The 18,245-nt window shown below is 69.1% G+C and carries 21 protein-coding genes and 1 tRNA gene; 12 read left to right on the top strand and 10 right to left on the bottom strand.

Annotated elements, in window-relative coordinates; genetic code table 11:
• Positions 1–23: 23 nt before the first annotated feature.
• Positions 24–1,310 carry an MFS transporter gene (locus ACQUQ0_RS01440; RefSeq protein WP_435182701.1) on the bottom strand — a complete coding sequence of 429 codons (1,287 nt, stop codon included), beginning with the start codon at positions 1,308–1,310 and terminating at the stop codon, positions 24–26.
• 143 nt (positions 1,311–1,453) lie between these two features.
• Between ACQUQ0_RS01440 and ACQUQ0_RS01435 the strand changes: the two genes are divergently transcribed.
• The gene (locus tag ACQUQ0_RS01435) at positions 1,454–2,914 is read left to right on the top strand and encodes an MATE family efflux transporter (RefSeq protein WP_435182700.1); all 1,461 of its coding nucleotides are present in this window, start codon (positions 1,454–1,456) and stop codon (positions 2,912–2,914) included.
• Between the two features lie 85 nt (positions 2,915–2,999).
• Positions 3,000–3,782 carry a ZIP family metal transporter gene (locus ACQUQ0_RS01430; protein WP_435182699.1) on the top strand — a complete coding sequence of 261 codons (783 nt, stop codon included), beginning with the start codon at positions 3,000–3,002 and terminating at the stop codon, positions 3,780–3,782.
• 88 nt (positions 3,783–3,870) lie between these two features.
• On the opposite strand, the gene ACQUQ0_RS01425 is transcribed toward ACQUQ0_RS01430, so the two are convergent.
• Positions 3,871–3,942: transfer RNA gene (locus ACQUQ0_RS01425), tRNA-Ala, on the bottom strand.
• 249 nt (positions 3,943–4,191) lie between these two features.
• Here ACQUQ0_RS01425 and ACQUQ0_RS01420 point away from each other — a divergent pair.
• The 4 genes from ACQUQ0_RS01420 to ACQUQ0_RS01405 are packed head-to-tail and all read left to right on the top strand — an operon-like array spanning position 4,192 to position 6,839.
• Positions 4,192–4,659, top strand: coding sequence for a 30S ribosomal protein S15 (locus ACQUQ0_RS01420; protein WP_435182698.1), 468 nt, complete (start codon positions 4,192–4,194; stop codon positions 4,657–4,659).
• 5 nt (positions 4,660–4,664) lie between these two features.
• Entirely contained in the window at positions 4,665–5,930 is a 1,266-nt protein-coding gene (locus tag ACQUQ0_RS01415) for a hypothetical protein (protein WP_435182697.1), read from the top strand.
• The gene (locus ACQUQ0_RS01410; protein ID WP_435182696.1) at positions 5,927–6,205 is read left to right on the top strand and encodes a KEOPS complex subunit Pcc1; all 279 of its coding nucleotides are present in this window, start codon (positions 5,927–5,929) and stop codon (positions 6,203–6,205) included. Before ACQUQ0_RS01415 ends, ACQUQ0_RS01410 begins: the two co-directional genes overlap by 4 nt.
• Positions 6,198–6,839, top strand: coding sequence for a 30S ribosomal protein S3ae (locus tag ACQUQ0_RS01405; RefSeq protein WP_435182695.1), 642 nt, complete (start codon positions 6,198–6,200; stop codon positions 6,837–6,839). The genes ACQUQ0_RS01410 and ACQUQ0_RS01405 overlap by 8 nt, the downstream gene beginning before the upstream one ends.
• Before the next feature lie 78 nt (positions 6,840–6,917).
• Here ACQUQ0_RS01405 and ACQUQ0_RS01400 read toward each other — a convergent pair whose 3' ends face one another.
• A complete protein-coding gene (locus tag ACQUQ0_RS01400; protein WP_435182694.1) occupies positions 6,918–7,373 on the bottom strand; it encodes a cupredoxin domain-containing protein in 456 nt (151 codons plus the stop codon).
• Between the two features lie 132 nt (positions 7,374–7,505).
• Here ACQUQ0_RS01400 and ACQUQ0_RS01395 point away from each other — a divergent pair, with 132 nt between their 5' ends.
• Complete coding sequence (locus tag ACQUQ0_RS01395) at positions 7,506–8,207, top strand: protein sorting system archaetidylserine synthase (RefSeq protein WP_435182693.1); 702 nt, start codon at positions 7,506–7,508, stop codon at positions 8,205–8,207.
• A 52-nt stretch (positions 8,208–8,259) separates the two neighbouring features.
• On the opposite strand, the gene ACQUQ0_RS01390 is transcribed toward ACQUQ0_RS01395, so the two are convergent.
• Complete coding sequence (locus tag ACQUQ0_RS01390) at positions 8,260–8,535, bottom strand: DUF7111 family protein (RefSeq protein ID WP_372388428.1); 276 nt, start codon at positions 8,533–8,535, stop codon at positions 8,260–8,262.
• A gap of 99 nt (positions 8,536–8,634) precedes the next feature.
• Between ACQUQ0_RS01390 and ACQUQ0_RS01385 the strand changes: the two genes are divergently transcribed.
• The 3 genes from ACQUQ0_RS01385 to ACQUQ0_RS01375 all read left to right on the top strand — a co-directional run bounded on the left by ACQUQ0_RS01385 (position 8,635) and on the right by ACQUQ0_RS01375 (position 11,045).
• On the top strand, positions 8,635–8,946 hold the full coding sequence (locus tag ACQUQ0_RS01385; protein ID WP_435182692.1) for a DNA-binding protein: 312 nt from the start codon (positions 8,635–8,637) through the stop codon (positions 8,944–8,946).
• Positions 8,947–9,017: 71 nt separating this feature from the next.
• Entirely contained in the window at positions 9,018–10,100 is a 1,083-nt protein-coding gene (locus ACQUQ0_RS01380) for a phytoene/squalene synthase family protein (protein WP_435182691.1), read from the top strand.
• 84 nt (positions 10,101–10,184) lie between these two features.
• Positions 10,185–11,045: a cytochrome c oxidase subunit 3 gene (locus ACQUQ0_RS01375; RefSeq protein ID WP_435182689.1), complete on the top strand. Its 861-nt coding sequence runs from the start codon at positions 10,185–10,187 to the stop codon at positions 11,043–11,045.
• A gap of 224 nt (positions 11,046–11,269) precedes the next feature.
• Here ACQUQ0_RS01375 and ACQUQ0_RS01370 read toward each other — a convergent pair whose 3' ends face one another.
• The 4 genes from ACQUQ0_RS01370 to ACQUQ0_RS01355 are packed head-to-tail and all read right to left on the bottom strand — an operon-like array spanning position 11,270 to position 15,256.
• Positions 11,270–12,289, bottom strand: a complete 1,020-nt coding sequence (locus ACQUQ0_RS01370) for an ABC transporter ATP-binding protein (protein WP_435182687.1) — start codon at positions 12,287–12,289, stop codon at positions 11,270–11,272.
• Between the two features lie 3 nt (positions 12,290–12,292).
• The gene (locus ACQUQ0_RS01365; RefSeq protein ID WP_435182686.1) at positions 12,293–13,132 is read right to left on the bottom strand and encodes an ABC transporter permease; all 840 of its coding nucleotides are present in this window, start codon (positions 13,130–13,132) and stop codon (positions 12,293–12,295) included.
• The gene (locus ACQUQ0_RS01360; protein WP_435182684.1) at positions 13,132–14,055 is read right to left on the bottom strand and encodes an ABC transporter permease; all 924 of its coding nucleotides are present in this window, start codon (positions 14,053–14,055) and stop codon (positions 13,132–13,134) included. The genes ACQUQ0_RS01365 and ACQUQ0_RS01360 overlap by 1 nt, the downstream gene beginning before the upstream one ends.
• A 1-nt stretch (position 14,056) precedes the next feature.
• Complete coding sequence (locus ACQUQ0_RS01355; protein WP_435182683.1) at positions 14,057–15,256, bottom strand: extracellular solute-binding protein; 1,200 nt, start codon at positions 15,254–15,256, stop codon at positions 14,057–14,059.
• 307 nt (positions 15,257–15,563) lie between these two features.
• Here ACQUQ0_RS01355 and ACQUQ0_RS01350 point away from each other — a divergent pair, with 307 nt between their 5' ends.
• The gene (locus ACQUQ0_RS01350; protein ID WP_435182681.1) at positions 15,564–15,788 is read left to right on the top strand and encodes a hypothetical protein; all 225 of its coding nucleotides are present in this window, start codon (positions 15,564–15,566) and stop codon (positions 15,786–15,788) included.
• A gap of 209 nt (positions 15,789–15,997) precedes the next feature.
• A complete protein-coding gene (gene dph5, locus ACQUQ0_RS01345; RefSeq protein ID WP_435182680.1) occupies positions 15,998–16,777 on the top strand; it encodes a diphthine synthase in 780 nt (259 codons plus the stop codon).
• Positions 16,778–16,783: 6 nt separating this feature from the next.
• On the opposite strand, the gene ACQUQ0_RS01340 is transcribed toward dph5, so the two are convergent.
• Complete coding sequence (locus tag ACQUQ0_RS01340; RefSeq protein WP_435182678.1) at positions 16,784–17,173, bottom strand: DUF4260 domain-containing protein; 390 nt, start codon at positions 17,171–17,173, stop codon at positions 16,784–16,786.
• 126 nt (positions 17,174–17,299) lie between these two features.
• A complete protein-coding gene (gene artA, locus ACQUQ0_RS01335; RefSeq protein ID WP_435182676.1) occupies positions 17,300–18,223 on the bottom strand; it encodes an archaeosortase A in 924 nt (307 codons plus the stop codon).
• Between the last annotated feature and the right edge of the window lie 22 nt (positions 18,224–18,245).

Here is an 18,245-nt window from a genome sequence, read left to right as displayed (position 1 = left end):
GTCGCCGATCGCGGTCGTTTCGATCAGACGTCGCCCGATTCGTGCCCGACCGCGACGTCCTCCCGCTCGGGCAGCGAGAGGTAGATCACCCCGGCGATCCCGGTCAGCGCCGCCAGCAGGAAGAACGCCGTGGTGTAGCGGTCGTAGTCGGCCATCGCTCCCACCGCCGTCGAGCCGAGCGACCCGACGACGAAGAGGGTCGTCCGGACCGCGCCCCAGGCGGTCCCCCGGACGTCCGTGGGAAGGAGCGAGACGATGTACGCGTTCGAGATCGGGCCGACCGACAGTCGCATCCCCAGAAAGAGGACGACCGCGACGAGCACCGCCAGGCTGTCCGCGTACGGGAGCGCCACGAGCGGGGGCACGCCCGCGAAGGCGACGGCCGCGAGCACCCGGCCGTGCCCGTAGCGGTCCGCGAGCGCGCCGCCGGCGGACTGAAAGACCGCGGCGCTTAGGAACAGGAGCCCGAAGAGCGTCCCCGCGAGGGCCTCCGAGAGCCCTTTCGCCGTCACCAGGTACGTCGTCAGAAACGCGGTCAGCCCCTGGAAGGCGAACAGCATCAGCATCGTCCCGACGAGTGCGAGCCCGACGGTCCGGGACGCGACGGCGTCGCGGACGGCACCGGCGTACGCGCGGATCCGTGCGCGCTTGCCCGCCGCGTCCGGTCCCGGATCCGGAGCGTCGTCAGTCTGCTCCGCGTCCCGCCCCGGGACGAACCGCCGGAGCGCCGCGCCGGCCAGCAGGAACCCCGGAACGGTGAGCGCGAGCGCGCCGCGCCAGCCGACGAGGCCGGAGGCGTAGGTCGCGAAGGGCGGGAGGAGGGCGGCGCCGATGCTCCCCGCCGCGAGGACGATCCCGAACGCGGCGCCGTCGTTGCCGGCGTAGATCCGCGAGAGGGCGGTCCCCCGCGGCGGGCCGTAGAGCCCGGACGCCAGGCCGTAGGCGCCGGTCGCGACGAGAAACACCGCGAAGGTGGGCGAGAGCGCGTACACCGCCATCGTGAGGCCGCCCGCCACGGCGCCCGTGACGAGCAGCGCCCGCTCGCCGACGCGGTCGATCAGCACGCCGGCGGGGAACTGCATCACGGCGTAGGTGACCCACAGGAGCGTGATCGCCGCGCCCGCGACGGTCTCGGAGACGGGGAAATCGGCCCTGATCGCCGGGAGCAGCGCCGGGATGACAAACCGGAGGCCGAGCGCGAAGAACCACCCGCCGGCGACGGCCACGAGCGTCCAGCCGCGGCCCCCGCCGCGCAGCGCCGCCACTGTGTCGGTGACGCGAGCGACCACGGAGCCGGAGACCGACGACACTACCGGGACGTCCACGCACGGCTTCAAGACGCTGACGGAACCGGCGCCGAACGCGCGCTGGACTTCGTCCCCTGACCCGGCGGGGCGAGGGCGTACGACAGATTGAGTACGGTGCGGCCGATAGCCCGTGACGTACTTCTCCGATGGCCGTCCGCGACTCCATCTGGCGGGTGCTCTCGCTGTTTCCGGCGGCGCTGGCCCGCGCCGGGCTCGTGAACCGCGAGCAGGCGGAGTCGGCGTTCGACCTCGCGGTGCCGGTGATGGTGATCGGCGGGCTCCGGGTGCTCCTCCGGATCGCTGACTTCCTGATGGTCGGGCTCGCGCTCGGCGACGCCGCCATCGCCGGGCTGGAACTGGGGTTTCAGTACTACTTCATCGGCTTCGGGCTCTCGCTTGCGGTCTCCTCGGGGACGATAAGCGTCGTCTCCCGGCTCCAGGGCGCGGACCGCCCGGAGCGTGCGAACCTCGCGGTCAAACAGTCGCTCTGGCTCGCGCTCGCCATCTCGGTGCCGCTGACGGTCGGCGCGTGGGTCTACGCCGAGCCGCTCGTCGGGATCCTGACCGCGGACCCGGCGGCGGTCGACTACGGGGCGACCTACCTCTCGATCGTGATGCTGTCGATGGCGCCGCGGTTCTTCTCGATGGTCGCCGCGCGGGCGCTCGCGGGCAGCGCCGACACGCGCACGCCGATGTACGCGCGACTGCTCACGCTGCCGACGAACGTCGTCCTCAACGCCGTGCTTATCTTCGGGCTCGGGCCGATCCCGTCGTTCGGCGTCGCCGGCGCGGCGATCGGGACCGCCGTCGCCAACGCGCTCGCGGCGGCCCTCTTCTTCTGGCTCCTGGTCTCCGGCGACTACGCCGTCGCCCTCGACCTCGGCGGCCGCCAGTTCGACCCGGGGCTCGTCGTCGAGATCCTCCGCGTCGGACTCCCGCTCGCGGGGATGCGCCTGGTCCAGACGCTCGCGCGCTTTCCGTTCCTCTTCATCCTCGGCGTGCTCGGGACGCCAGCGCTGGCGGCGTACGCCATCGCCCGCCGGGTGATGCTGCTGGCGCTGATGCCCGCCTGGGGCTACTCGACGGCGGCGTCGACGCTCGTCGGACAACACATCGGCGCCGGCGACGACGACCTGGCCGCGGCCTACGGCTGGCAGACCCTCCGGATCGCGCTCGCAACCCAGCTCCTGATCGGGGCGGTCATCGTCCTCGCCGCGCGGCCCATCGCGGTCGCGTTCGGCACCGACCACGTCGGGCTGACGGTGTCGTTCATCCGCCTCTTCGGCGTCGTCGTCGCCGGCTTCTCCATCTCGCGGACGATGCGCGGCGGGCTGCGCGGCGCCGGCGACACCCGCTGGCCGCTGTACGCGATGGTCGTCGGCTCGTTCCTCGTGCGACTCCCGATCGCCACGCTCGCGCTCCCGGCCGGCTTCGCCGTCACGCTACTGGGCGTTTCCCTCCCTGTCGGCCTCGGCCTCGGCTTTCCCGCCATCTACGTCGCGATCGTCGCGGACTTCTACGTGAAGGCCGCGGTGAACACCGGACGGTTCCGATCGGGGCGGTGGCGAGGCGTCGCTCGGGCGTCGGGACTGACCGGCGGGGACTGACCGGCGGGGACTGACCGGCGATCCGGGAGCGCTTCCTCGGGGGACGCTCGCTGGGTTTTTATCCGCCGATGCTGCGGGTCGGCGTATGACCACGTTCGAGACGATGCTGATGGTGACGACGCTATCCGGGCTCGTGACCGGCGTCGGCGCGGTGCCAGTCCTCCTCGGCGCTCGCGTCAGCCACCGCGTGTACGATGCCGCGCTGGGACTCGCGGGCGGGATTATGATCGCGGCGTCCGTCTTCGGGCTCATCATCCCGGGGACCGAACAGGGGTCCCTGTGGTCGGTGATGGTCGGCGTCTTCGTCGGCGGCTTCGGCCTGCTCGTCGGCAACCGCGTGATCCCTCACGTCCACACGGAGTACAAGCGCTGGCGCGGCCACGGCGGCGCCACAGACGAGGAGCCGACGCTCGACGACCGCGTCCGGCGGGCCATTCTGATCGGGGGCGCCATCACGCTCCACAACGCGCCGGAAGGCTTGGCGATGGGGGTCGCGTTCGCGTCCGGCCTCGAGGAGATCGCGTTCGTCCTGGCGATCGTGATCGGCCTCCAGAACGTCCCGGACGGCTTCGCCTTCGCCGTCCCGGTCAGCCAGGCGGGGATGCCCACCTGGCGGGTCTTCGCGTACACGACGCTTTCGGGCACCGTCCCGCAGGTCGCCGCCTCGGTCTTCGGGTTCGGTCTCGTGGCGATCGCGCAGGGGGTCTTCCCCGTCGCGGCCGGCTTCGCCGCCGGTGCGATGCTCGCGGTCGTCCTCCGGGAGATTGTCCCGTCGAGCCACGGTCACGGCTACGCCGACGCCGCGACGGCGGCCTTTCTGGTGGGATTCGTCTTCTTCGTCGTCGTCGACGCCGTCATCGGGGCGTGAGTCGGTTACTCGGGACTGAAGGGGTCTGTGGGTCTGCTTGTAACCGTCTCGGAGTTGGCACCCCCTGGGTATGGCCGCGGAGTAGGAATGGACTCGCCGGGATTTGAACCCGGGGCCTCTCCCATGCCAAGGGAGTGATCTACCACTGATCTACGAGCCCGCGAACGCACTCTGAGGTATTCCGCTTTCGTTCTTAAGGGCTTCGACTTGCGGGACGACGGCGATGGGTCGGAATCCTTTTGTCGCCGTCGCGTCTGGTCTCCGACGGGAACAGCACGGCCGCAAATCTGACTCGCCGCGCGGTGCGGCTTGGGATTGCGGAAGTGCGGTGCGCTACGCGCATCAAACGTAGCAGTCGCGTCCAGATCTGCGGCTGTCTTCTGCGGTCTGTGCCGTTCCAACCACAACAATGGCACGAATGCACACTCGCCGCCGCGGCTCGTCCGGTTCGGACAAGCCGGTGGCAGACGACCCCCCGGAGTGGAGTGACGTCGATCCCGACGACATCGAAGCGCGTGTCGTCGAACTCGCAGAGCAGGGCCACGATCCCAGTCAGATCGGGCTCAAGCTCCGCGACGAAGGCGTCAAAGGCGTGCCGGTCCCCGACGTCAAGGTCGCGACCGGCAAGAAGGTCACCACGATCCTCGAAGAGCACGACGCCGAGCCCGAGCTCCCCGAGGACCTGCGGAACCTGATGGAGCGCGCGGTGCGGGTCCGCCGCCACGTGCGCGAGAATCAGCAGGACATGCAGAACAAGCGCGCCCTGCAGAACACCGAGTCGAAGATCCGTCGCCTGGTGGACTACTACCGTGGCGACGAACTCGACGAGGACTTCACCTACACCTTCGACACCGCCGTCAAACTCCTCGAAGAGTAGCGTAGATGGCCTCCCGATCCGACTCCACCGCGACGACGGACGCCCCCGCCGCCACCGACAGCGTCGCGTCGGTTCTCGCCGACGCGGACTTCGTCCGGCTCGTCGCCCGCGCCGACGGCGACGCGCTGGCGGCCGCCGGGCTGCTGGCGCGGGCGCTCCGCGACCTCGACGTGCCCTTCCAGGCGCGCGTCGACGCGCTCGGCGCCGACGCGCCGACGACGGACGAGGGCGTCCTCCTCGCGGTCGGTGCGGATCGCTCCGACGCGGACGTCGCCGTGGCCCCGACCGGCGCCGACCCCGCGAGCGCGCGGGCGTTCGACATCGCGTCGACGCTCGTCGGCGACGCGCCCGACCTGGGACTCGCCCTCGCGGGCGTCGTCGCCGGCGGCGCACACCCCGGCTCGGTCGCCGGATCGCTCGTCGAGCGGGCGGAGGCGTCGGGCGCGATCGAACGCCGACCCGGCGTGGCCGTCCCGACCGACGACGTCGTCGACGGGCTGACGCACTCGACGCTGTGGCACGCCCCCGTCTCGGGCGACGCCGCGGCCGTCGCGGACCTGCTCGGCCCGTACGCAGACGACGCGGGAGCCGCGGACGACGACGAGCGGCCGCGGACCGTCGCCTCGCTCGTCGCCCTGACGGTCGCCGGCGACGACGCGGGCACGCCCCGCGGCGCCGAGGCGGTCGAGCGAGCGCTTCGCCCCCACGCGACGCCCGAGGGGCCGCTGGCGACGATCGGCGGATTCGCCGACGTCCTGAACGCGGTCGCTCGGGAGCGCCCAGGCACGGGCGTCGCGCTGGCACTCTGCCACGGCGGTCGCGACGCCGCGCTCGACGCGTGGCGCGATCACGCCGGGGCCGTTCACGCGGCGCTCCGCGAGGCCCACACCGGTCGCTACGACGGCGTCTTCGCCGTTCGCGCGGACGTCGGCGGCGACGCCGACGCCCCCGGCGCGGACAGCCGGACCGCGGGCCGCCTGGCGACGCTCGCCCGACTCGCCCGCGACTTCCGCTCGCCGGAGCCGTTCGTGATCGCGCTCGGCGACGACGTCGCGGCGCTGTCGGCGGTCGAATCGGGTGCGAGCGACGCCGCCGACACGCTCGCCGCGGAGTTCGGCGCGGGCCCGACGCCGGCCTGGACCGGCACCGCGACCGACGCGGTCGTCCGCGTCGATCCGGACGCCGCCGACGCCGACGTCATCGCCGCGGCGAGGGACGCGACGCGCACCACGCGCGCGGATCGGACACCGGAGTCGGAGGGATCGAGATGACGGAGGGAACAGACACGGAACCGAACGCGGACCCGGGGCGCGAGCGCGCGCTCCGAACCGCCCGCCTGCGGACGAGCCACGCCGACGCCGAGACGGTGGCGGCGGCGCTCCGTCCGGACAACACCGACTCGATGGAGATAGCCGTTGAGGGCGACGCCCTCGTGACGACGATCTCCCGCGAGACGACCGGCGGACTCCAGTCCACGGTGGACGACACCGTGGTCAATCTGACGGTGGCAGAGACCATCGTCGACACAGTTCAAACCCATGAGTGAACGATCAGTCTCGAAGCAGAGAAGCGGAAAGCGATGGTACACCCTCATCGCGCCGGAGCAGTTCGACCGGACCGAACTCGGCTCGACCTTCGCGGACGAGCCCGAGAAGGTCTACGGCCGAACCGTCGAGGTCACCCTCGGCGACATCACCGGCGACCAGGGTGAAAACAACACGAAGCTCACCTTCAAGGTGAACGACGTCTCCAGCGACGCGGCCTACACCGAGTTCATCAAGCACGAACTCGCCCGCGACTACGTCCGGAGTCTCGTCCGGCGCGGGGCCTCGAAGGTCGACGCCGCGATCACGGTGCTTACGACCGACGACTACCGCGTCCAGCTCCAGCCCGTCGCCTTCACGACGAAGAAGGCCGACCGGAGCCAAGAGCAGGCGATCCGCCGGGTGATGATCGACCTCGTCGAGGAGGCCGCCGCCGAGCGGACCTTCGCCGAGCTCGTCGACAGCGTCATCGAAGGCCGGCTCTCGTCGGCGATCTACGGCGAGGCCAAGACCATCTACCCGCTCCGCCGGGTGGAGGTCCAGAAGCTAACCCTCGAAGCGCGGCCCGAAGAGGTCGCCGCCGAAGAGGAGGCCGCCGTCGACGTCGAAGAGGAAGACGTCGCGGTCGACGAGTAATCGGCTCCGCCGGAGACGACTTTCGTTTTTGCGATCGACCGAGAACCGTCCGAGCCGCAGCCACGCGACCGACTCTCGCTACTCCTCGACGACGACGGTCCCGACCATCCCGGCCTGCTCGTGCGGGATGCAGAAATACTCGTACTCGCCGGGGACCTCGAAGGTGTGAGACCACGACTTCCCGCTCTCGATGATCCCCCCGAGTTCCGAGGTGAACGCCTTCCGCGCCGCTTCGGTGGAGTCGTAGCCGCCGCTGGCGAAGAACTCGGCGTCCTCGGGGATCGCCGAGTCGTAGGCGGTCACGGTGTGACCGCGCGAACTGGTGTTCCGCCAGACGACCGTTTCGCCCGTCGAGACCGTGATCTCGACGGGATCGAACGCGACGGCGGTCATCCCGACGTCGTAGTCGTCCGCGGCGCCGACTCCCGAGCAGCCGGCCAGCCCCGTCGCCGCCGCGGCACCGAGTCCCGCGAGCAGACGCCGTCGGGAGACGCCGGATGAACACGCGCCGTCCGCCGCTCGCTTATCGCTCATACTGCCGACTCGGGAGCGGAGAAACAAATGCGGCGCGGTCCCGGAGCGATCCGAGCGCCCTCCCGCCTCCCACTCCGCCGCGGCCCGCGACGGATGTAAAGAGGTAAACCGATCCTCCGAGTCGGCCGAGGTATGAAGCCGCGGTTCGTCGGTCGGCTGGGCCTCGCCGACGCGGTCACGATCTCCAACGCCGCGCTCGGATTCCTCGCGGCCGTCACTACCACCGTCGACGTCGAACTCGCGGCGCGGCTCCTCCTGCTCGCCGCGATCGCGGACGCGCTCGACGGCGTCGTGGCCCGCCGCCGCGGCGGGACCGCCGTCGGTCCCTACCTGGACTCGCTGGCCGACGTCGCCTCCTTCGGCGTCGCGCCCGCGCTGCTCGTCTCGATGGCCGTCGCCGACGCGTGGGGGCTCGCGACCGGGCGGGGGCTCGTCGCGGTCGCGGGCGCGGCGCTCTTCGTCGCGGCCGCGGTGACGCGACTCGGCCTCTACACCGCCTACGACAGCGACGCCCACGAGACCGAGGGCGTCCAGACGACGCTCGCGGCGACGATCCTCGGGGCGACGGTGCTGGCGGGGTTCACGAGCCCGATCGTCCTGGCGCCGCTCGTCTACCTGCTCGCCGGGCTGATGCTCGCGCCGATCACGTACCCCGATCTCCACGCCCAGGACGCGCTGGTGATGGGCGTCGTCCAGGCCGCCGCGATCCTCCTCGGCGGTCGGATGGGCAAGCGCCTCGTCGGCTCGGTCGGCGAGGGCTTCGCCTACGGGCTGTTGTTCCTCGCGCTCGCGTACTTGTTCTTGGGCCCGAGGTTCTACTGGCGACGCGACTGAGTCGAGGACGCGGCTCGCGCGCCGCCGACCCGTCTCCCACGCTTGCCGCCGCTCACATCCCCATGTCCTCTGCGGCCTCGGGGACGGGGAGGTCGTGGGGCGAGACGCCGAGCAGCTCCGCGGCGTGATCGAGCGCCATATCGAAGCCGTAGTACCGCTCCAGTTCGTCGCCGTCGGCGGTCGGCCGGACTTTCAGCATCGCGTAGCCCTCGCGGTTCTGTGCGACCGCCGCGGTCTGTCCGTCCCGCTCGAAGACCAGCAGGCGCTCTGTCTCGGTCTCGCGGTAGCGTGCGGTGATCCCGTCGGCCGTCGTCTCGCGTTCAGCCATACCCGCGATTGGGAAGCCGGACAGTCGAACCTACCGGTTCCGAGCGGCTCCCGAGCGCCGACCGAAACGCACGTGTGAGTCGAGCGCGAGGTTCCGCCGATGTCGCGATGGCTCCAGAGCGGACGGCGGCGGGACCTGTGTGCGCTGCTCTACGAGGCCGGAACGCTCCGCGGACAGAAACTCAAGACGTCGCTCGAACGACACTACGACACCAGGCTCGATCCGCAGTCGTTCTACGGGAGCCTCGACGCGCTCGTCGACCGGGGGCTCGTCGCGGTCGAGACCGAGGGGATCCACGACGTCTATCGCCTGACCGAGGCGGGGATCGACGGCGTCGAGTCCCACCACCGGTGGCTCACGGCGCGCGTCGAGGGCGGCTCGGGGACCGAGCCCGACGGGGACGCGGAGTGAGCGCGGGGGCGGACCGCCGAATCGCCCCACGAAGTTTTTTATGCCGCCCTCCGTAGGGCCTCACACTCCGAATGTCTCAGCAGGAAGAACGTCCCCGAGTCGACCAAGCCGACCTCCGGTGGTGCCACGAGTCGGTCCAGGGGGTTTCTCGCACGTTCGCGCTCACGGTAGACGTGCTCGACGAGCCGATGTCCTCGTACATCTGCCTCGGGTACCTCGTCTGTCGGATCGCGGACACCGTCGAAGACGCGTCGCACATCCCGCCCGAAGACCAAGTGTCGCTGCTCGACACCTACGACGCGGTCCTCGACCCCGGGGACGACACCGGCCCGGAGGCGTTCGCGGCCGCCGTCGAACCGCACCTCCCCGACGACGGGGAGCTGACCGAAGACTGGCGGGTCGTCCGCGACTCCCCGCGGGTGCTCCGGACGTTCGGGAGCCTCCCCGAGGACGTCCAGGAGGCGGTCGTGCCACCGGCCCGGGAGCTGGTCCAGGGGATGGCCGAGTTCGTGGAACGCTACGAGGACGAAGGCGGGCTCCGGATCCAGACGAAAAGCGAACTGGAGGAGTACTGCTACTACGCCGCCGGGACCGTCGGCAACCTCATCACGAACCTCGTGACGCGCGGGGACGTCGCCGCCGAGCGCCGCCGCCGGCTCTACGACACCGCCGAGGAGTTCGGCCTGCTCCTCCAGCTCGTCAACATCTCGAAGGACGTCTACGACGACTACACCGCCGAGAACAACGTCTACCTCCCGGCGGAGTGGCTCCGCGACGAGGGCGTGCCTCAGGACGAGGTCGTCGACGAGGACTACCGCGCCGGCGCGGCGTCGGTCGTCCGCCGGACCGCCGAGTTCGCGGGCTCGTTCCTCGACGACGCACAGACGTACCTGGAGACGGTCCCGCTCCGCGACGGCAACACGCTCGAAGCGTGGGCGATTCCGTTCCTGCTGGCGGTCGGCACACTCCGCGAGCTGCTCGCTCAGCCCGAGGACGCGCTCTCTGCGACCGGCGTCAAGATCTCCCGCCAGGAGGTGCTGGCGGTCGTGAGCGAGATGAGCGGCGCGGGCGGCGAGAGCCGGGAGTCCCTGGGCCAGCTCCGCGAGTCGATCGCGTCGGCGCCGTACCACCGGACGCCGTCGAGCGCCGACTGACGTCGCGACGCGGCGCCGGGCGATCGGGACGCACCACCGGCCGTTTTGGGAGGCTTTTTAGTCGTCGGATCGAAAGGCACGCCTATGGGTACCGAAGAAGCACACGACGACCACGGACACCACCTCCCCGCGGTCGAGGACTGGCCCCGCGGGTTCGGTGAGGCGAGCTGGTGGCCGTTCGTCACCGCCGCAGGCGCAGGGGGGATCTACATCGCGGCCGCGCTGTACATCCTCGGCCGCGGTGACGGTGCGATCGTCGGCCCGATGGTCGGCCCGGCGGCCCTCGTCGCCACGATCGGACTCTTCCTCGTCGGACTGTACGGCTGGACGTACCACGCCTTCGTCGTCAAGTTCTGGGACCGCGAGGCCGACGCCCAGAGCGCGAACAAGCTCCGCTGGGGGATGCTCGCGTTCCTCGGCTCCGAACTGGCGACCTTCGGCGGGCTGTTCGGCTACTACTTCTGGATCCGCGCGGGCAACTGGGAGTCCCTCTTCGTCGGGGTCCCCGAGCTGACGGGCTCGCTCGTCCTGATCAACACGGCGATCCTGATCGTCTCGTCGGTCACGCTGCACTACGCGCACCTGGCCATCCGGAAGAACGACCGCAGGAAGTTCATCGGCGGTCTCGCCGCGACGCTCCTCTTGGGGATCGTGTTCATCGGCGGCCAGGTCTACGAGTATTACGAGTTCATCATCCACGAGGAGTTCACGATCGCCTCCGGGTTCTTCGGCTCGGCCTTCTACGGCCTCACCGGCCTTCACGGCCTGCACGTCAGCCTCGGCGCGGTCCTCCTGGGGATCGTCTTCGTCCGCGCGCTCCTGGGGCAGTACTCCGCCGAGCGCCACGTCTCTGTGAGCACGGCGTCGATGTACTGGCACTTCGTCGACGTCGTCTGGATCTTTCTCGTCGTCGTCCTCTACGTCGGCGCGGAAGTCGGCGCCTAACGCGTCCGGGACGACTCCCCTCTCGTCTCCCGCGTCCCCCGCCCGCCCGTCGCCAGTACCGGCCACCTTCGCCGCGCGACCGTCGAACGGCACCACGGATCTGCCACCGACGGCCGGACGTGTCTTTTCTGTACGGCTATTCGAGGCCCGGTACGTCTCCATTCGGGGGCAGTGCTCGCCCCTCCCGAGCTCTCTTCGGGAGTAGCGAGAACCTCGGACGCGGCTCACCGGGAGACGCGGTGGAGGTGTTCGGCGTCGATGTCGAGCGTGATCCGATCGCCGGGGGCGACGTCCTCGTGGCGGCTCGCCTCGACGGTGATCTCGCTCCCGTCGGCGAGCGTCGCGATCGCCTGTACCCGTTCACCGAGGTAGAAGACGTTCTCGACGTGGGCCTCGATGGGTCCCGCGCCGAGACGGAAATCGTCCGGGCGGACCGCGAGCGTCGCGGGCCCGGTGCCGGGGAACTCCGGGGCGTCGATCTCGGCGAACCCGAAGTCGATCGCGGCCGGCGTCACGGTCGCCTTGAGGAGGTTCGAGGTTCCGATGAAGTTGGCGACGAACGCGTTGGCGGGCGACTCGTAGATATCGGTGGGTGTACCCACCTGTTCGAGGACGCCGTCGTTCATCACGGCGATCCGGTCGCACATCGACATCGCCTGCTCCTGGTCGTGGGTGACGTACAGGGTCGTCACCCCGAGGTCATCGAGGAGGTCGCCCAGTTCCTTCCGGAGGTTCTGCTTGAGCTTCGCGTCGAGTCCGGTCATCGGCTCGTCGAGCAACAGGAGCCGCGGTTTGATGGCCAGCGCCCGCGCGAGGCCGACCCGCTGCTGTTGCCCCCCGGAGAGGGTCGTCGGATCGCGATCGGCCAGCTCCGAAATGTCGAGCAGGTCCAGGAGTTGCCGGGCGCGCTCGCGGCGCTCGGCCTTGCCGACGCCGTGCATCCGCGGCCCGAACGTGACGTTCTTCAACACGCTCATCGTGTCGAAGAGGGCGTAGGATTGGAACACGAGCCCGACGTTTCGGTTCTCCGGCGGCACGTGAGTTACGTCGTCGCCGTCGTAGGCGATGACGCCCTCGTCGGGCGTCTCGAAGCCCGCCGTGAGCCTGAGCGTGGTGGTCTTCCCGCAGCCGCTCGGGCCGACGATCCCCATCACTTCGCCGTCTTCGATGGACAGCGAGAGGTCGTCGACGGCGGCTGTCGAATCGAACCGTTTCGTGACGTGTTCGAGTGAGATTTCCGACATCTGTCAGGTCTCCCGTCCGGTCGAGCGGTGGCCGATCACCTGGAGGGCGATGGTCACTCCGGCGATGAGGAGGAAGAACACCGACACCGCCGCGGCGGCGTTGAGGAACGAACTGTTCGTGATGTTCTTGAATAGGAACAGCGACAGGGGGGGCGTTCCCTTCGAGTATACGATGTAGGAGAAGTTGAACTCCGCAGCCGCGAGCGTCCACGAAATGATCGATCCGGCGACGATTCCGGTCCGCGCGCTGGGGACGATGACGGTCAGGAACGTCCGCGGCCAGGACGCGCCCAGGCTCCGTGCGCTCTCTTCGATCCGCTGGAGGTCCATCGACTCGAAGCTCGACTGGACCGCCATCACCATATACGGCGCCTTCAGGAGCGAATAGCCGATGATCAGTGCGACCCCCGACGTCGAGAGTTTCGGATACGTCCGGAGGAAGGCGATCCCCAGGATGATGCCGGGGGCGAGCGGAAGTATCGCGAAGACGTTGAGCAGATCGCGGCCGGGGAACTCGTATCGCGCGATGGCGTATGCGATCGGAACGCCCGCGAGGAGGTTGATCACCACCCCGCCGAGGGCGAGTCCCACGCTGTAGAACAGCGAGGTGCCGATCGCCACGTTCGCACCGATACCGTCGCCGAAGATCACGGCCTCCCAGTTCGCGGTCGTGACGAACCCCCGCGGGAGGACGCCGGCCCAGTTGGCGGCGAACGAACTCACGAACGTGAGAACGACCGGGAGTGCGAGAAACAGGACGGTCGCGATCAGGACGGTCGTCACCGCTTCGCGACCGAAGCGGGCCGAGAGGCTCGGTCCGCCGGTCCGGTCGGCTCCGGCCATCAGATCGTCACCTCCGCGCTGGTGTACCGGAGTACCAGAACCGTGAACGCGAAGACGAAGACGAACCAGACCGTCGCCATCGCCGACGCCTGTGCGATGTTGAACCCGTTGGCGAGCTCGCGGTTGATCTGGAGCGTCCAGACGAGCAAGCTCTTCAGGATGAGGATGGTCCCGAAGATCGCCAGCGCGGTCCGGAACACGAGAACGCACGCGCCGATGAGCCCGGGCTTGATCTGGGGGAGCGTCACGTACCGGAACGTCTGGAGGGGCGTCGCCCCGAGGCTCCGGGCGGCCTCCTCGGCGTCGGTGTTGACCTCCGCGTACGTTCCGCGGAGCAGCAGCATCGCCCGCGGGATCATCGAGTAGAGGTACGCGAAAAAGAGCCCGAGAACGCTCGTCGCGACCGCGAGGCTGGACGCGGAGCGACCGGCGAGGAACGCCAGGAAGTTCGTCAGAACGCCCGTGTTCCCGAAGAGGACGATGATCATAAACGCGGCCACGATTCCCGGGAGGCTATTCGGGAACGACAGTACCGTCACCAGCAGCCGTTCGCCCGGGAGGTCGTACTTTTCGAGCGCGTGGGCGACCGGCACGGCCACGGTGATCGACGCCAGTGTGGTCGCGACAGCGAACCAGAGCGAGTTGAACGCGACCCGCCGGTAGTACGGGTCTTCGATCAGCGCTCGGTAGGAACTGAGCGTGAACCCCTCGGTGACGAACTGCGATTCGGAGACGCTGATCCGGAACATCTCCACCAGCGGGAAGAACCCCGAGACGAGCACCAACAGCAGGAACGGCACGCAGAGCGCGACGATCCGTCGGACCTCGCGCTGCCGCTCCGAACGCGGCGCGACCAGCGTCCCGAGGAATCCGGTCACACGGCGGCGCGTTCGGGTGCCGAGCGTCTCGGCATCGACGGACATCTTACAGGTTCGCGCCGCGGGTGATCTCTTGGATGATCGACTCCTGTTTCTCCACGAGCGTGGCGTAGTCGACCTGGAACTGCGTCTCTTTGTAGCGGCTCTGCGGCGGGAACTCGGGCGGCATCTCCAGTTCCGGGGCCCGGATCGGCCGGACGTAGGCGTCGAGGAACTTCCGCTGGCCCTCCAGCGAGAGGACGTAGTCCATGAACAGCTTGCACGCCTGCGGGTTCGGCGCGCCCTTCAGCATAGCGTACCCGTACGGCTGATTGAACGCACCCTTGTTCCCGTTCTTGCCTTTCAGGAGGGCGACCCCGACGTTCTCCTCGGGGAGGTCCGAGTTGTTGTACTTGAGGTCCAGCCCGGAGTAATCGTAGCGGATGAACGTCGCGTACTCGCCTTTCGTGAACTGCGCGAGGAAGTTGTCGGTGAACTCCGCACCACCCTTCTGAATCTGTTTGTAGTAGTCGATTACCGGCTGGAGGTCATCGAGGCTCCCGCCGCGGGCGTTGTTAATCGAGAGCGCGCAGGCGAGCCCGACCGCGGCCTGCGGTGTCTGGAGCGCCAAGTCCTGCATAATCTCGGGCTTGAGGAGGTCCTCCCACGTCTGCGGCGGTTCGATCCCGCGCTCCTCGTAGATGTCCTTCCGGTAGGTGACCGCGGTGGTCATCCGGCGCGTCGCGGTGCAGTGACCGTTGTCGGTCTTGAGCTTTTCCGGGACCTTGTCCCAGTTTGCCGGCTTGTACGCCTGCGTCAGCCCGTCCTTCATCGCCTGCACCGCGAAGGTGTAGCCGCCGTTGAACGCGGAGTGCGTGGGGTTCTGCGCGTGGGACCGGGCATCTTTCAGCGCCTCGCCCGACGACCGATCGTCGTCGTTGAGCTGGACGCCGTACTGCTGTTTGAACTGCTGCATCAGCGCGGGCCAGTTCGACCACCCGGACTGGACCGCGTACACGTAGAGCTTCTTCGGCGGCTCGGGGAACTTGGCCGCGCTCACCGTCGTCTGGTAGTCGCCGTACCCGACCTGATACGTCTCGCCGCTCGTCGTCGCTGTCGACTGGCTCTCGGTCGTCTCCGTGGAGCCGCTCGTACTCGTCGCGGTGCTTCCGCCGCCACCGCCGCCCGAACAGCCGGCCAGTCCGCCTGCGAGCGCTGCGGCCGATCCCGCGAGAAGTCGGCGTCGAGAATAGTTCTGTTCGTCCATTGGGACAAGCGTACTCTACGGAAACTAACATTTGAGCGTTGATATGATCTCTCTGAGCCGTACGTTCGGCTGTAAGCCCAACGCAGGAGTATATACTGCTCCCCTTCGGTACGTATCGGTCCGATGTTCATCGTGATTATCGCGCCCGTTCATCGATTCGCGCCGTCCCGTCCGGCGAGATATCCCCGGGACTCACGCCAGTCCCCACGAGTCGGATCTGACGGTCCGGACGCCGGCCCCCATCGCTCCGCTCGGGTGACCCCGGAGAACCGGACCTGTTTTTACACCCGTCACGCGAGTGTCGCCTATGAGCGACGCATCCGACGAGTCCGACGACCCGACGGTCCCGATCGTCTGTGAGGCCTGCGGCACGACCTCGCGCGTGCCGCTCTCGGAGCTCCGGGAATCCCTGGACACGCACAACGAACACCGCCACGACGGCGAGGAGATCGCCCAGGTCGACCCCGTCATCGCCGACGAGCTCGCCAACGCCGTCGCCGACGACCTCGGGCTGTTCGAGTCCGACGAGTAGTCGAGACGCCGCGCTCGCGAGGCATAGATGACGAGTGGTCGACGGCGCGATGACCAGTCGGCCGCCGACCGCCGCCGAACAAATCAGGCGCTGACAGCGCCACCCGCCACTTCGCTGGGCCCGCTCAAAAGCGTACCGCCCGCGACGACGGAACGACGCCGACCCCGCCCTTTCACGCGGTTTTTACGCACGGCCGTCCTGACGGCGGTATGCTCACCTTCATCGGCCTCGGCCTCTACGACGAGCGCTCGATCACCGTCGAGGGCCGGGAGGCGCTCGCCGACGCCGACCGCGCCGTCGCGGAGTTCTACACCAGTCACCTCGTCGGCGCGACCGTCGACGACCTCTCGGCGTACCACGACATCGACATCGAGGTCCGCGAGCGCGCGGGCGTCGAACAGCATCCCGAGGACGTCCTCGACGCCGCCGAGGACGGACACGTCGCCTTCCTCACCGCCGGCGACACGATGATCTCGACGACCCACGTCGACCTGCGCCTGCGGGCGATCGAGCGCGGCATCGACACCCGCGTGATCCACGGCGTGACCGCCCAGACGGCCGCCAGCGGCCTGACGGGCCTCCAGAACTACCGCTTCGGGAAGGCCGTCACGCTCCCGTTCCCCTACGCCCACGGCGCCGAGGGGGTGCCGCAGAGCGTGCTCGACTCGATCGAGCGGAACCGCGAGCAGGGGCTCCACACCCTCGTCTATCTCGACATCAAGGCCGAACGCGACGAGTACATGACCGCCGACGTCGCCGCCGGGCTGTTCGCCGACGACTGGGACGACGTCCTCGGCGTCGCCGTCGCCCGCGCCGGCAGCCCGGAGCCGACCGTCGCGGCCGACCGCCTCTCGGCGCTTGCCGAGCGCGACTTCGGCGACCCGCTCCACCTGCTCGTGATCCCGGGCGACCTCCACCACGTCGAGTCCGACGCGCTGGCGGCGCTCGGCGGCGCGCCCGCCGACGCACTGGCCGAGAACGAGACCTGACGCGGTTCAGCGCGGCCTTGCGACCGCGGGGTCGGCTCGGTGCCCCGTCGACGGGGAGAGGTGCGTCTCACCGAACCCCGACGCCGACTTGAGGCCGTAGCCCACGAGCCGATCGGCGCCGATGTGGCCGGCCCAGATCAGCGCCCCGAGGAGCAAGAGCCGGGCGTCGAGCCCGTAACCGACCGCGCCCAGCGCGACCGGGAGCGTGTAGGTGTGTCCGAGGTTGTAGACGACGCTTCCGATCCGTTCGTCGACGAGGTAGCCGAGCATCGAGAGGTCCGGCGCCAGCGCGAGCACGGCGAGGAGCCAGAGGGGTCCGCCCAGGCGGTAGTAGCCGTAGAGTGCCACGACGAGCGCGGCGGCGCCTTCGATCCGAAGAACCGTCCGTGGTGTCATACTACTAAGACGACGGCGTCGAATATGAACTAGCCGGTACCGACGGTTCTCGGCTCTCTCCCGTGGGATAGACCGTCTCCGCGGAATCGGACGACCGAGCCGCTACGGCGACCGTCCACGACCGGCCTATGTCCCAGGCCGATCCAGCCCGAGTTCGGATTCGAGGTCGTACTCGTCGCCGGTCACGAGAAAGAGCACGTCCTCGATCACGGTCAGCAGCTCGGGGAGCTCCCGCACGACGAGGTAGGTGATCCCGACGAGGACCACCACCGCGAGCAGCTGGCTGATGATCCGATCTGAGATGAAAAACGAGACCATATACGGGTCCGACGAGCCGAAGAGCAGCAGGACCTCGTCGACGAACCACTGCATATACTGCTTGCCGAAGGCGATCGTGATGAACGTCGTCCGCAGCAGATTCAGGGCGTAGATGATCGGGACGGCGACCGCCATCGCGCGCAGTTTCCGGCGCAGCGGCGCCTTCACCGCGGCGATCAGCCCGGCGAAGATGGCGATGCTCCCCAGCCCGGTACACGCGAGCACGACCGAGACCGTCAGGCGGTGCTCGCCGTCGAAAAAGAGGAACGTGTTCAGATACCCCTGCTCGCCGACGATCATCTCGGGGTGGTAGCCGAACGCGTTCACGAGGTAGCCGGTCTGGGCGGCGACGGTCTCCATCAGGATCCCGCGCGGAGCCGGCACCCCGACGCCGAACAGCGAGAACGCGGGGATCGTCTCGAACGGGAGGTAGATCAGGCCCATCGCGGCGACCGCGCGGGAGAGCACGAATAGCGAGTCGCGGCCGTTCCACAGCAGATAGCCCGTATACAGCGACGCCGGCACGGCGGCGATTGAGAGGATCCCCTCGACGTAGCTCTTCTGCTCGAACGCGAAGTGCGGCACCAACTGGAGCCAGAAGGCGGCGAAGCCGACCCACGCCGCGGCGGTGAGATAGCGCGCGACCCGCTCGTTCCGGTCCTCGAAGAGCGCTCCGACGGCGAACGTCAGGATCACGACCCACGCGAGCGCGTCGGAGAGCAGCCCCGGCATAGGCGGGAGAAGGAGAGTGACG

The sequence above is a fragment of the Halobellus sp. EA9 genome, assembly GCF_051195055.1.
Classification (GTDB): Archaea; Halobacteriota; Halobacteria; order Halobacteriales; family Haloferacaceae; genus Haloquadratum; species Haloquadratum rubicundus.
Note: the sequence above shows the minus strand (reverse complement) of the source record. Positions and strands in the feature narration are given on the sequence as shown.